Annotated in this window: 10 protein-coding genes; 7 read left to right on the forward strand and 3 right to left on the reverse strand. The window is 72.8% G+C overall.

The genetic code is table 11. From position 1 onward, the window contains the following. Nucleotides 1-58 precede the first annotated feature (58 nt). From AB0367_RS25000 to AB0367_RS25010, 3 genes are read left to right on the forward strand one after another with little or no spacing between them, the layout of a single operon-like run. Nucleotides 59-1,477 (forward strand): RNB domain-containing ribonuclease, encoded by a 1,419-nt coding sequence (locus tag AB0367_RS25000; protein WP_366228831.1) that lies wholly within the window; start codon nucleotides 59-61, stop codon nucleotides 1,475-1,477. Then, the gene (gene npdG / locus AB0367_RS25005) at nucleotides 1,474-2,169 is read left to right on the forward strand and encodes an NADPH-dependent F420 reductase (protein WP_366228832.1); all 696 of its coding nucleotides are present in this window, start codon (nucleotides 1,474-1,476) and stop codon (nucleotides 2,167-2,169) included. The genes AB0367_RS25000 and npdG overlap by 4 nt, the downstream gene beginning before the upstream one ends. Continuing rightward, nucleotides 2,166-3,371 (forward strand): cytochrome P450, encoded by a 1,206-nt coding sequence (locus AB0367_RS25010; RefSeq protein ID WP_366228833.1) that lies wholly within the window; start codon nucleotides 2,166-2,168, stop codon nucleotides 3,369-3,371. Before npdG ends, AB0367_RS25010 begins: the two co-directional genes overlap by 4 nt. Before the next feature lie 74 nt (nucleotides 3,372-3,445). On the opposite strand, the gene panB is transcribed toward AB0367_RS25010, so the two are convergent. Further along, on the reverse strand, nucleotides 3,446-4,279 hold the full coding sequence (gene panB / locus AB0367_RS25015; protein ID WP_366228834.1) for a 3-methyl-2-oxobutanoate hydroxymethyltransferase: 834 nt from the start codon (nucleotides 4,277-4,279) through the stop codon (nucleotides 3,446-3,448). 172 nt (nucleotides 4,280-4,451) lie between these two features. Further along, a complete protein-coding gene (locus AB0367_RS25020) occupies nucleotides 4,452-6,143 on the reverse strand; it encodes a nitrilase-related carbon-nitrogen hydrolase (protein WP_366228835.1) in 1,692 nt (563 codons plus the stop codon). Between the two features lie 244 nt (nucleotides 6,144-6,387). On the opposite strand from AB0367_RS25020, the gene glnA (AB0367_RS25025) reads away from it, so the two are divergent. The 3 genes from glnA (AB0367_RS25025) to AB0367_RS25035 all read left to right on the forward strand — a co-directional run bounded on the left by glnA (AB0367_RS25025) (nucleotide 6,388) and on the right by AB0367_RS25035 (nucleotide 11,575). Continuing rightward, nucleotides 6,388-7,740 (forward strand): type I glutamate--ammonia ligase, encoded by a 1,353-nt coding sequence (gene glnA, locus AB0367_RS25025; protein WP_366228836.1) that lies wholly within the window; start codon nucleotides 6,388-6,390, stop codon nucleotides 7,738-7,740. 89 nt (nucleotides 7,741-7,829) lie between these two features. Next, nucleotides 7,830-8,648: a type 1 glutamine amidotransferase gene (locus AB0367_RS25030; RefSeq protein WP_366228837.1), complete on the forward strand. Its 819-nt coding sequence runs from the start codon at nucleotides 7,830-7,832 to the stop codon at nucleotides 8,646-8,648. Further along, nucleotides 8,648-11,575 carry a bifunctional [glutamine synthetase] adenylyltransferase/[glutamine synthetase]-adenylyl-L-tyrosine phosphorylase gene (locus tag AB0367_RS25035; protein ID WP_366228838.1) on the forward strand — a complete coding sequence of 976 codons (2,928 nt, stop codon included), beginning with the start codon at nucleotides 8,648-8,650 and terminating at the stop codon, nucleotides 11,573-11,575. The genes AB0367_RS25030 and AB0367_RS25035 overlap by 1 nt, the downstream gene beginning before the upstream one ends. A gap of 67 nt (nucleotides 11,576-11,642) precedes the next feature. On the opposite strand, the gene glnA (AB0367_RS25040) is transcribed toward AB0367_RS25035, so the two are convergent. Continuing rightward, nucleotides 11,643-13,067, reverse strand: coding sequence for a type I glutamate--ammonia ligase (gene glnA, locus AB0367_RS25040; RefSeq protein WP_366228839.1), 1,425 nt, complete (start codon nucleotides 13,065-13,067; stop codon nucleotides 11,643-11,645). A gap of 177 nt (nucleotides 13,068-13,244) precedes the next feature. Here glnA (AB0367_RS25040) and AB0367_RS25045 point away from each other — a divergent pair, with 177 nt between their 5' ends. Continuing rightward, nucleotides 13,245-13,595, forward strand: a complete 351-nt coding sequence (locus AB0367_RS25045; RefSeq protein ID WP_366228840.1) for an RDD family protein — start codon at nucleotides 13,245-13,247, stop codon at nucleotides 13,593-13,595. Nucleotides 13,596-13,598 lie beyond the last annotated feature (3 nt).

The raw sequence follows: 13,598 nt of genomic DNA on the forward strand, positions 1-13,598 counted from the left end.
AGCGATGACGCGCCGTTCGCGGGAGTCCGTGGGTGAACCGGACTGGTATGACTGACCGGTGACCGCACGCCGTGTTCTCGCCCCGCGCATCGACTTCAGCGCGCTGCGCCACGAGCTCGACCTGCCCGACGGGTTCTCCGCCGACGCCGAGGGGGAGGCCCGGGAGGCCGCCGCGCGGGCGTTGGACGACCGGGCCGACCGCACCGAGCTCGAGTTCGTCACCATCGACCCGCCCACCTCGAAGGACCTCGACCAGGCGCTGTTGCTGCTGCGGCGCGACGGCGGATACCGGGTCCACTACGCCATCGCCGACGTCGCGGCGTTCGTCACGCCCGGTGGGGCGCTGGAGCGCGAGACGTGGAAGCGCGGCCAGACCGTGTACCTGCCCGATGGCAAGGTACCGCTGCACCCGCCGGTGCTCAGCGAGGGCGCCGCGAGCCTGCTGCCCGACCAGGTGCGGCCCGCGGTGCTGTGGACGATCGACCTCGACGAGGCCGGGGCGACCGTCGCCGTGGACGTCGCCCGGGCGCGGGTGCGCAGCCGGGCCAAGCTCGACTACGCCTCCGTGCAGCGCGACGCCGTCGCGGGGACGCCGCACCCGTCGGTGGCCCTGCTGCCGGAGGTCGGCCGGCTGCTCGTCGCGCTGGGGCTGGACCGTGGCGCGGTGAATCTGCCGATGCCCGAGCAGGAGATCGAGCCGGACGGGGACGGCTGGCGGCTCACCCTGCGCGCGCCGGTCGCCGTCGAGGAGTACAACGCGCAGATCTCGCTGCTCACCGGAATGGCCGCGGCCCGCATCATGCTCGGCGGCGGGGTGGGGCTGCTGCGCACGATGCCGCCCCCGCCGCCCGAGACCGTCGAGGCGCTGCGGGTGGCGGCGCGGGCGCTCGGGATACCGTGGCCCGACCATGCCACGCCCGGGCGGGTCATCGCCGGGCTCGACTTCTCCCAGCCGCGGGCCGCGGCCCTGCTCGACCAGGCGGCCGAGATGATGCGCGGTGCCGGCTACACGCCCTTTGACGGCGCGCCGCCCCAGCAGCCCCTGCACGCCGCCGTGGCCGCGTCGTACGCACACGTGACGGCCCCGCTGCGGCGCCTGGCCGACCGATACGTCACCGAGGTGTGCCTGGCCCTGCACGAGGGCGCAGCGGTGCCCTCGTGGGCCCGGGAGGCGCTACCGAAGCTGCCCGAGGTGATGACCCGCACCGACCGGGTCTCCGGTGCCGCCGAGCGGGGCGCGGTCGACCTCGTCGAGGCGGTGCTGCTGCAGAGTCGCGTCGGCGAGACCTTCGAGGCCGCCGTGCTCGACGTCGACCCGGCCCGCCGCCGCGCGGACATCGCGATCGACGACCCGCCGGTGCGAGCCCGCTGCGAGGGCGACGGACTGCCGCTGGGGGAGCGCGTGGCGGTACGGCTCACGGAAGCCGACCCGGCCAAGCGGAGGGTGGTCTTCCAGGAGGTACAACTGGAGGCATGACCTACGACCAGAGCGCCCTGCCCGACGTTTCGGGGCTGTCCGTCGGCATCATCGGCGGCACCGGTCCCCAGGGGCGCGGCCTTGCCTACCGTTTCGCCCGCGCCGGACAGCGGGTCCTCGTCGGATCCCGCTCGACCGAGCGCGGCGAGCACGCGGCGCAGGGGCTGCGCGACATGCCAGGCGTCGGGCCGGACCTCGTCGCCGGCGGTGACAACGCGTTCGCCGCCGGCGCCGACGTCGTCATCGTCGCGGTGCCGTGGGAGGGCCACGCGGGCATCGTCTCCGAGCTGGCGCCGCTGCTGATCGGCGGGAAGATCGTCGTGGACTGCGTCAACCCGCTCGGCTTCGACAAGCAGGGGCCGTATCCGCTGCGGGTCGAGGAGGGCAGCGCCGCCGAACAGGCCGCCACCCTGCTGCCCGAGGCCCGGGTCTGCGCCGCGTTCCACCACGTCAGCGCGGTGCTGCTGGCCGACCCCGAGGTCGACGCCGTCGACCTGGACGTGCTCGTGCTCGGCGACGACCGCGACGCCACCGACCAGGTGCAGGCGCTGGCCGCGCGGATCGCCGGCATGCGTGGTGTGTACGCCGGTCGGCTGCGCAACGCCGGACAGGTCGAGGCGCTGACGGCGAACCTCATCGCCATGAACAAGCGGTACAAGGCCCACGCCGGGATCCGGGTGACCGACCTGTGAGCGACGCGTTCGACCCCGTATTCGACCCATGGTCCGCGGAGTTCGTCGCGGCGCCGTATGCGGCCTATGCGCGCCTGCGCGAGGAGTCGCCGGTGCGCTGGTTCGAGCCGAGCCGGCAATACCTCGTCTCCCGTCACGAGGACGTCAACGCGCTGCTGCGCGACCGCCGGCTGGGCCGCAGCTACCTGCACGTGAGCACCCACGAGGAGATGGGCCGCACGGCGCCGCCGGACTACCAGGAGCCGTTCTGGACGCTCAACAACAACGGCATGCTCGACCGTGAGCCGCCCGACCACACGCGGCTGCGCCGGCTGGTGTCGCAGGCGTTCACCCCGCGGCGGGTGGAGGCCCTGCGCCCGGTCGTGCGGCGGCTCGCCGAGGAGCTCGTCGACGCGTTCGTGGCCGAGGGCGGCGGCGACCTGATCGCCCAGGTCGCCGAGCCGCTGCCGGTGACCGTCATCGCCGAGCTGCTCGGCGTCCCCGAGGCCGACCGGCACCACCTGCGGCCCTGGTCGGCCGCGATCTGCGGGATGTACGAGCTCAACCCCTCCCGCGAGACGGCCGAGGCGGCGGTGCGCGCGTCGGAGGAGTTCTCGCAGTACCTGCGCGCGCTGGCCCGCCGTCGCAAGGACGACCCGCGCGACGACCTCGTCAGCGCCCTCGCTGCGGTCGAGGGGCTCAGCGAGGACGAGCTCATCGGCACCTGCGTGCTGCTGCTCAACGCCGGGCACGAGGCGACCGTCAACGTCACCGGCAACGGCTGGCGCGCGCTGCTGCGGCACCCGGACCAGCTGCGGAAGATCAAGGACGACCCAGGCCTTCTCGACGGCGCGATCGAGGAGCTGATGCGCTTCGACACCCCGCTGCAGATGTTCGAGCGGTGGGTGCTCGAGGACATCGAGGTGCACGGCGTGCCGATCCCGCGGGGCAGCGAGGTCGCCCTGCTGTTCGGCTCGGCCAACCACGACCCGGCCGCGTTCGCCGACCCGGAGAGTCTCGACGTCACCCGCCGGGACAACCCGCACATCTCCTTCGGCGCGGGCATCCACTACTGCCTCGGCGCCCCGCTGGCCCGCATCGAGCTCGCCGCGTCGTTCGGGGCGTTGCTGGCCAAGGCGCCCGGCCTGCGCCTGGAGCGCGAGCCGGTCTACAAGCCCGGATACGTCATCCGCGGCCTGGAAAGCCTGGACGTCTCGGTGTAGACGGATAAATCCGGACGTCGGAGCGTCCGGATTTATCCGTTACTTCCTTGAAATAGTGCGAATCGCGGTGGCGGTCAGTCGAAGGTGTGTTCCTGCGCCGGGAAGACGCCCGAGCGGACCTCCTCGGCGAACGCGTGCGTCGCGTCGGTGAGGGCGCCGGCCAGGTCCGCGTAGCGCTTGACGAACCGCGGCGTCTTCCCCGTCCGCATGCCCGCCATGTCCTGCCAGACCAGCACCTGAGCGTCGGTGTCCGCACCCGCGCCGATGCCGATCGTGGGGATGTGCAGCTCATGCGTGATGCGCTTCGCGACCTCACCCGGCACCATTTCCAGCACCACCGCGAACGCGCCCGCTTCGGCGACCGCGTGCGCGTCGCCCACGACGTCCTCGGCGGCGTCGCCGCGGCCCTGGACGCGGTATCCGCCGATCGTGTGCTCGCTCTGCGGAGTGAAGCCGATGTGCGCCACGACCGGGATGCCGGCGCTGGTCAGCGCGGCGATCTGGGGCGCGACCCGCCGGCCGCCCTCCAGCTTCACCGCGTGACAGCCGCCCTCCTTCATGAAGCGGACCGCGGTGCGCAGCGCCTGCGCGGGGCCCTCCTCGTATGAGCCGAACGGCAGGTCACCGACCACGAGCGCGCGCCGTGTCGAGCGGACCACCGCACGCACGAGCGGGAGCAGCTCGTCCACGGAGACGGACACCGTGGACTCGTACCCGTAGACGTTGTTGGCGGCGGAGTCGCCCACCAGCAGGACGGGGATGCCGGCCTGGTCGAAGATGCCGGCGGTGTACTGGTCATACGAGGTGAGCATCGGCCACCGCTCGCCGCGCTCCTTGGCGGCGATGAGGTCTCTGGTGCGCACCCGGCGATTGACGGCGCCACCGTACAGGGACGGAATTTCGGACATCAGCGTCCTCCCTCACTCCTCGAGGCCCCGTTCGGGGTCCCCGGGCTTACCCAACGATGGTCGCACCGGCGGCGCCGGATACGCATCCGTTAGATGCGGTTTTTCACAGCATCGAGCCAATGGCGGGGTCTGCGGCGTCGTGACCGGCCCGCCGCCGACGCGGAAGCCGGCGTCAGCGGGGCACGGTCTTGGGCCGCACGACCCGGCCGTGCCGGAACCGGTTCGTGATCGGCAGGCCGTGGTCGCGCGCGGACGCCCGCGCCGAGATCCGGGTGCCCGGCGGGATCCGGCGGCGGCGGTACTCCGCCGAGTCCACCATCCGCAGCGCGCGATCGACGAGCCCCGGGTCGTACCCCTCGGCCACGAGGTCGTCGCGGCCCAGGCCCTCGTCGACGTAGCCGGTCAGGATCGCGTCGAGCGCCTCGTGGCCGGCCGGCGGCCCGGCGATCGCGCGCCGCGGAATCGGCGGGGGCTCGTCGCGCCGCTCCGCCTCCTCGTTGCGCCACTGGGCGAGCCGCCGTACGAGCGTGCGCGGCACGTCCTTGAGCGGGTCGAAGGCGGCCTCGGGGCCGCCCTGCAGGATCGGGTCGCCGATCGCGAGCGCGCTGCGGTCGCCGGCGGTCAGCAGCAGGCGCTGCTCCTGGTCGGCCAGCGTGGCGAGGATCACCCCGCGGACGCGGGCCGGCAGCAGTTCCAGCGCGGGACCGCCGAGCGCGAGGTTGGCCAGGAAGCCGTCGACCATCGGCTGGATCGGCTCCACGCGGAAGTCCAGGCCGGTGCGTAGGGCCAGGTCGCGCGCGTCGTCGCGGGACGCCGTGGAGGACGGCTCGCCGGGCATCGAGAGGCCGGCCACGCCGGCCGGGCCGAGCGCGTCGCAGGCGATCGCGGCGGCGACGGCCGAGTCGATGCCGCCCGACAGGCCCAGGGCGACGCTGTGGTAGCCGTTCTTGTGCGCGTAGTCGCGCAGGCCCAGCACCAGTGCCTGCCAGACCTCGGCCTCGTCGACGCCCCGCGCGGCGATCTGCGGCGGCGGGGCGGGCCGGGCCGGCTCGGGCACCGCGTCCGAGAGCGTCGCGTGCCCGGGCGCCGCAGCGCCGGCGGGCCGCGCAGCCGCGGCGGGCAGGTCGAGGTCGAGCACCATCAGCCGCTCGGCGAACAGGGGCGCGCGGGCGATCAGGGCGCCGTCCGGGCGTACGACCATGGAATCCCCGGCGAAGACCAGCTCGTCCTGTCCGCCGACGAGGTTCACGCTCGCGACGGTGGCACCGGCCTGCGGGGCGCGCCGGGCGAGCAGGGCGAGGCGGGTGTCGTCCGGGTCGAGCTCGTACGGCGCCGCGTCGGCGTGCACCACCAGCCCGGCGCCCGCGCGCCTCGCTTGCGCGAACGGGCCGCCGCCGCGCTCGGGGTCGGCGGCGTCCTCGGGGTCCTCAAGGTCCTCGCCGACGGCCAGTGCGACGTGGACGCCGCCGACGCGCACCACGACCGGCGGCTCGCCAGACCCGCCGCCGTCCGCGGGGCCGGTCACCCGGGCGCCGCGGTACAGCACCGCCGTCGCCGCGTGCGGCCCCGACCCGCCGGCGTTGCCGGCGTCCAAGCATCCGGCCAGCACGACGATGTCGCCCAGGCCGCGCTCGGCCAGGCGCCGGGCCAGGTCGTCGACCGCCCGCCGGCACGCGACCAGGAAAGGCTCCTGCAGCGCCAGGTCCCCGACGGGATGCCCGGTGAGCATCAGCTGCGGGAACGCCACCACGTGGGCGCCCTCGCCGGCCGCGCGGGCCGTCCAGGCGAGCACGAGGGCCGCGTTGCCGGTCAGGTCGCCCACCGTCGGGTCGGCCTGGGCCAGGGCCAGCCGCAACCGGGCCATGGTGTTCCTAGCGCGGCCCGCACCGCGGTCCGCAGTGTGGCCCGCAGCGCGGTCCGTTGTGTGCTCCGCGATGTGCTCTTCGGTGTGATCCGGCCTCACGGTCACCGCCTCCGTGACGTTCACTCCCGTGCCGGGCCGGATGCCGCGGTCCGGTAACTTGTGTGTAATAGCGTCGGGTGAGACTTGCCCGAATTCGTCGTAGACATTCAGCCGTAGCCAGACCGCAGCTCGTGGGGGCATCGCCGTGGACCGTCAGCAGGAGTTCGTGCTCCGCACGCTCGAAGAGCGGGACATCCGCTTCGTCCGGCTGTGGTTCACCGATGTGCTGGGGACACTCAAGAGCGTCTCGGTGGCGCCGGCCGAGCTCGAGTCGGCGTTCGAGGAGGGCATCGGGTTCGACGGCTCCGCCATCGAGGGCTTCGCCCGGGTCTACGAGTCGGACATGGTGGCCATGCCCGACCCGACGACGTTCCAGGTGTTCCCGTTCGAGGGCGGCATGTCCGGCGAGAGCGCCCGCATGTTCTGCGACATCACCCTGCCCGACGGCTCGCCGTCCTGGGCCGACCCGCGCCACGTGCTGCGCCGGGCGCTGTCGAAGGCGGCCGAGAAGGGCTTCACCTTCTACACCCACCCCGAGATCGAGTTCTTCCTGCTCGAGTCGCTCGGCGCGGACGGCTCGATCCCGGTGCCGGTCGACAGCGGGGGATATTTCGACCACACCACCCACGCCGTCGCCCGCGACTTCCGCCGCCAGGCGGTGCTCGCCCTGGAGCGGATCGGCATCTCGGTCGAGTTCAGCCACCACGAGGTCGCGCCCGGCCAGCAGGAGATCGACCTGCGCTACGCCGACGCGCTCACCACGGCCGACAACATCATGACGTTCCGGCACGTCATCAAGGAGGTCGCGCTGTCGCACGGCGTGCACGCGACCTTCATGCCCAAGCCGTTCACCGAGCAGCCAGGCAGCGGCATGCACACGCACCTGTCGCTGTTCGAGGGCGAGCGCAACGCGTTCCACGACGCCAGCGACCCGATGAAGCTCTCCAAGGTCGGCCAGGCGTTCATCGCCGGCCTGCTCGTGCATGCCCGGGAGTACACCGCCATCACGAACCAGTGGGTGAACTCCTACAAGCGGCTCTTCCCGCAGACGCTGCCCAACCGGATCACCGAGTCGCCGGCGTATGTCTGCTGGGGGCACAAGAACCGCTCGGCGCTGGTGCGGGTCCCGGCCTACGGCAAGCCGAACTCGGCGCGCATCGAGGTGCGCTCGCTCGACTCGGCCTGCAACCCCTACCTCGCCTACGCGGTCATGCTCGGCGCCGGGCTGCGCGGCATCGAGCAGGGCTACGAGCTGCCGCCCGGCGCCGAGGACGACGTGTGGGCGCTGACCGACGGCGAGCGCCGCGCGGCCGGCTACGAGTCGCTGCCGGAGAACCTCTCCGAGGCCATCGACGTCATGTCCGGCTCGGAGCTGGTCGCCGAGGTCCTCGGCGAGCACGTCTTCGACTTCTTCCTGAAGAACAAGCGGACCGAATGGGAGGAGTATCGCCGGGTGGTGACCCCGTTCGAGCGGGAGCGCTACCTCGGGATGATGTGACGCCCTTGGCGTCGTGGCCGAGGGATCCACGACGGCCGAGGACGTGACCGGCGGGGCTCCATAGGTCGTGCGGTCGTTATTGTCGGGGCGTGACGATCGAAGGCAGCATCGCGGGGGCCGCCCCGAGAGGAAACACGGCACTCGTGGTGGAGAACGACCCATTCGACGGGGCCGCCCGGCTCGGCGAGTGGCTCACCGGCGGCGGGCTGCGGCTGGAGGTGCTCCGGCCGCACGCGGGCGAGGCGCTGCCGCCCGATCTCGACGGGTACGCCGCGCTGGTCGTGCTCGGCGGCGAGCAGGACGCCTTCCCCGACGAGCGCGGCGAGCGCGCCGCGCCGTGGTTCGACGAGCTTGAGGGGCTGCTCCGCAAGGCGGTCCGGCACAAGGTACCGACGCTGGCGATCTGCCTCGGCGCGCAGCTGCTCGCCCGCGCGCTCGGCGGCACCGTCGAGCGCAGCGCCGCCGGACCCGAGATCGGGGTGCGGCTGGTCGCGCGGCGCGACGTCGCCGACGACGACCCGATCTTCGCCGCGGTGCCGTTCGCGCCCGACGTGCTCCATTGGCACCACGACGAGATCGTCGAGCTGCCGATGAACGCCACCCTGCTGGCCGCCTCGACGCATTATCCGATCCAGGCGTACCGCATCGGCGGCGCCGCGTGGGGCCTGCAGTTCCACATCGAGTGCGACCTCGAGATGTTCGCGCAGTGGGCGATGGACGGCGTCGGAACCCTCGGCGAGCTCGGCATCGACGCCGTCGAGCTGCTGGAGCGGGTCGACGCGGCGCTCGACGACGTGGCCGACGTCTGGAAGCCCTTCGCCGAGCGGTTCGCGGCCGTCGCCCTGGGCCGGACACCGCGCGCCGGCGAGGGCGGGCTGCGCTCCCTGCCGCTGCTCGGGCCGCGCTGATGGACCCGATCGCGAAGACCGGCCCCGGGCATCTGGCGCGGTTCGGGTTCACCGACAACGAGCGCACGGAAGCCATGACCGGGCCCGGCGGGCTGCGCCTGTGGGACCCGGTCGCGCGCCGGCCCGCCGACGACGAGGCCGCGGCGGTGCTCGACACGCTGTACTTCGCCGCCGACCCCGACCTGGCCCTCTTCCAGCTGCACCGGCTGGTGGAGGCGGCGGGGGAGGAGGTGCTCACGGCGGTCCTGACGGACAAGGCACTGCGCCGCCGCCTCATCGGCGTCCTCGGCGTCTCCGCGACCCTCGGCGACATGCTCGTGGCCAACCCCGACGAGTGGCGCGAGCTGACCGGGGAGCAGAGCAGGCGGGCGGCCGGCTACTCCACGCGGGACGTCTCCACCGTGCCGTCGCTGCGCAGCGGATACCGCCGGGAGCTGCTGCGCATCGTGGCCGCCGACCTGACCGGTGCCGCCGACGTCGAGGTCACCATGCGCTGCCTGACGGAGCTGGCCGACGCGACCCTGCAGGCGGCACTGGCCATCGCCGTCGGCGAGCAGGGCACCGGCGCCTGCCGCCTCGCCGTCGTCGCGATGGGCAAGTGCGGCGGGCGGGAGCTCAACTACGTCAGCGACGTGGACGTCGTCTTCGTCGCCGAGCCCGACGGCGGCGCCGACACCGAGACCGCGATGCGGGCCGGCAGCGCGCTGGCCGCCCGGATGATGGAGATCTGCGGGTTCGTCGCCTGGCCCGTGGACGCGGCGCTGCGCCCGGAGGGCAGTCGCGGCGCGCTGGTGCGGACCGTCGCGTCACACCTGGCGTACTACAAGAAATGGGCGAAGACCTGGGAGTTCCAGGCGCTGCTGAAGGCCCGTCCGGCCGCGGGCGACCAGGCCCTCGGCGAGCAGTGGCTCGCCGAGCTGCAGCCGCTGATCTGGTCCGCGGCCGAGCGGCCGGAGGCCGTCGAGGAGGTGCGCGGCATGCGCCGGCGCATCATCGAGGTCATCCCGCGCGCCGAGGTCGACCGCGAGATCAAGCGGGGCCCGGGCGGCCTGCGCGACATCGAGTTCGCCGTGCAGCTGCTGCAGCTCGTGCACGGCCGCGCAGACGAGTCGCTGCGCACCCCGACCACGCTCGCCGGGCTGCGCGCGCTGATCGAGGGCGGCTACGTCGGCCTCGCCGACGGCGAGGCCCTGCTGCGCGCGTACCGCTTCCTGCGCGTCGTCGAGCACCGCCTGCAGCTGCAGCGGCTGCGCCGCACGCACACCGTCCCGGACGACCCGGCCGGGCTGCGCTGGCTCGCCCACGCCCTCGGCTACCGGCCCAGCGCCGCCCGGGACGCCGTCGAGTCGTTCCGGGCCGAATGGGTGCGCCATGCCGGTGAGGTGCGCCGCCTGCACGCCAAGCTCTTCTACCGCCCGCTGCTGGAGGCCGTCGCCCGGGTGCCCACCGAGCAGCTGCGGCTGACCCCCGACGCCGCCCGCGCCCGCCTCGACCTGCTCGGCTTCGCCGACCCGGCGGGCGCGCTGCGGCACATCGAGGCCCTCACCGGCGGCGTGTCGCGCACCGCGGCGATCCAGCGTCAGCTGCTGCCGGCGCTGCTGAGCGAGTTCGCCGACGCGCCCGAGCCGGACCGGGGCCTGCTGGCGTATCGCCAGGTCTCGGAGAAGGTCGGCAACACCCCGTGGTATCTGCGGCTGCTGCGCGACGAGGGCCCGGTCGCCCTGCGCCTGGCGCGGCTGCTCGCCCTGTCGCGGTACGTCACCGACCTGCTCGTGCACGACCCGGAGGCCCTGCGCCTGCTGGCCGACGACGCGGAGCTGGTGCCGCGCAGCGCCGAGGTCCTCACCGAGGGATTCGCCGCCGCGGCCGCCCGCCACGACGACCCGGAGACCGCCATCAACGCGGTCCGCGCCCTGCGCCGCCGGGAGCTGTTCCGCATCGCCTGTGCCGACCTGCTGGGCCTGCTCGACGTCACCGACGTCGGCGACGCCCTCTCCGCCGTCATCGACGCGACCCTGCGCGCCACTCTCGGCGTGACGGCCGCGCTGCCGACCGGCACGGCCGCGCCGCTGGAGTTCGCCATCATCGGCATGGGCCGCCTCGGCGGCGCCGAGATCAGCTACCCGTCCGATGCCGACGTGCTCTTCGTCTACGAGGCCGCGCCCGGCCTGGCCGACGACGCCGCCAGCGGCGTGGCCCTGAGCATCGCCGAGGAGCTGCGCCGCCTGCTCGCCCGCCCCGCGCACGACCCGCCGCTGGGTGTCGACGCCGACCTGCGCCCGGAGGGCCGCCAGGGCCCGCTGGTGCGCAGCCTGAAGGCATACCAGCAGTACTACGCCCGCTGGTCGAAGGTCTGGGAGGCCCAGGCGCTGCTGCGCGCCCGCGCGGTGGCCGGCTCCGCGCCCCTCGGCGCCCGCTTCCTGGAGGTCGCCGACGCCAAGCGCTACCCGCCGGGCGGCCTCACCCGCGAGCAGATCCACGAGATCCGCCGCCTCAAGGCCCGCGTCGACAGCGAACGCCTCCCGCGCGGCGCCGACCCGGCCACGCACACCAAGCTGGGCCGTGGCGGCCTGGCCGACGTCGAGTGGACCGTGCAGCTGCTGCAGCTGCAGCACGGCCACGCGGAGCCGTCCCTGCGCACCCCGCGCACGCTGGAGGCCCTCGCCGCCGCCACCGCCGCCGGCCTGATCGACCACTCCGACGCCGCCGCCCTCGAGGCCGCTTGGCGCCAGGCGTCCCGCCTGCGCAACCTGCTGACCCTGGTCCGCGGCCGCGCGACGGATCAGCTCCCGCGCCAGGGCCCCGACCTGGCCGCCGCGGCGTCGGTCCTGGGTGGGGGCGTCGAACCGCAGGAGTTCCTGGACGAGTACCTCCGCGTGGCCCGCCGCGCCCGCGCGGTGGTCGAACGCATCTTCGGCGCCGCCTGAACGGGCGAGCGGCCCGCCCCGGAAGCTCCGGGACGGGCCGCTGCGGTGGAGCAGGACGTGTGACGGATCACACGTCGTAGTACATGGCGAACTCGTGCGGGGTCGGGCGCAGGCGGACCGGGTCGACCTCGTTCACGCGCTTGTACGAGATCCAGGTGTCCACCAGGTCCTGGGTGAAGACGCCGCCCTCGAGCAGGAAGCCGTGGTCGGCCTCCAGCGAGTCCAGCACCTCCGGCAGCGAGCCCGGGACCTGCTTGACGTTCGCGACCTCCTCCGGCGGCAGGTCGTACAGGTCCTTGTCGATCGGGGCCGGCGGCTCGATCTTGTTCTTGACGCCGTCCAGGCCGGCCATCAGCATGGCCGAGAAGGCCAGGTAGACGTTGGCCGACGGGTCCGGCACGCGGAACTCGACGCGCTTGGCCTTCGGGTTGTTGCCCGTCACCGGGATACGGGTGCAGGCGGAGCGGTTGCGCTGCGAGTACACCAGGTTGACCGGCGCCTCGTAGCCCGGCACCAGGCGGCGGTACGAGTTGACCGTCGGGTTGGTGAAGGCCAGCAGCGACGGGGCGTGGTGCAGCAGGCCGCCGATGTACCAGCGGGCCGTGTCCGACAGGCCGCCGTAGCCGGTCTCGTCGTAGAACAGCGGCTCGCCGCCCAGCCACAGCGACTGGTGCGTGTGCATGCCGGAGCCGTTGTCGCCGAACAGCGGCTTGGGCATGAACGTCGCGGTCTTGCCGGCGGCCCAGGCGGTGTTCTTCACGAGGTACTTGAACAGCTGCATCTGGTCGCCGGAGTGCAGCAGGGTCGAGAACTTGTAGTTGATCTCGGCCTGGCCGGCGGTGCCGACCTCGTGGTGCGACCGCTCGACCTCGAAGCCGGCGCCCAGCAGCTTCCGCACGATCTGGTCACGCAGGTCGGCGTAGTGGTCGACCGGCGGGACCGGGAAGTAGCCGCCCTTGTAGGCGGTCTTGTAGCCGCGGTTGCCGCCCGGCTCGTCCTTGCCGGAGTTCCACCAGCCCTCGATCGAGTCGATGTAGTAGTACGCCTGGTTCGCCGACGTCTCGTGGCGGATCGAGTCGAAGATGTAGAACTCCGCCTCGGCGCCGAAGTACGCCGTGTCCGCGATGCCGCTCGACTTGAGGTACGCCTCCGCCTTCCTCGCCACGTTGCGCGGGTCACGCGAGTATGCCTCGTGCGTGAACGGGTCGTGGATGAAGAAGTTCAGCGCCAGGGTCTTCTCGACCCGGAACGGGTCGATGAAGGCGGACGTCGCGTCGGGCAGCAGGAGCATGTCCGACTCGTGGATCGCCTGGAACCCACGGATGGACGAGCCGTCGAAGGCCAGACCCTCGGTGAAGACCTTCTCGTCGAACGACTCGGCCGGCAAGTTGAAGTGCTGCATGACGCCAGGCAGGTCACAGAAGCGAACGTCGACGAAGCGGACGCCCTCATCCTTCACGTATCGCAACAGCTCTTCAGAATTGGCGAACACTCGTCCTCCAGGTGGCAGGCATGACCAGTCTGGTGATCACTTCAGTGTGAAGCTTGCTGGTTGGGCGACCGTAGAACCGTGCGATTGCCCCGGCGTGTCTCGACTGTTTCCGCTGTGTTTCGCGGCTCTTTGCTCGCCCGATCAGCGCCGGTGGGTCATTCGATAGTCTGACTCGTCGTGGAACCAACCCCGGCAACCCTGGCCCGTCGCTTCGGCGCCCTGCTCATCGACTGGATCTCGTGCCTGCTCATCGCGGGCGCGTTCGCGAGCCCGACCGACGAGCCGTGGCTGGCACCGGGGGTGTTCGTCGTCGTGTATGGCCTGTTCCTCGGCTTCTTCGGGCAGACCGTGGGCATGTGGCTGTTTCGGATCCGTTGTGTGTCAATCACCACAGGCCGCCCCGTCGGCGTGCCGCGGGCACTGCTGCGGGCCGTCATCATGCTCCCGCTGGTCACCGCGCTGATCCTGGACCAGAAACAGCGCGGCCTGCACGACCGGGCCGTCGGCTCGATCGTGCAGGCCGTCTGAGCG

Source organism: Dactylosporangium sp. NPDC051484, assembly GCF_040689395.1.
Lineage (GTDB): Bacteria > Actinomycetota > Actinomycetes > Mycobacteriales > Micromonosporaceae > Dactylosporangium.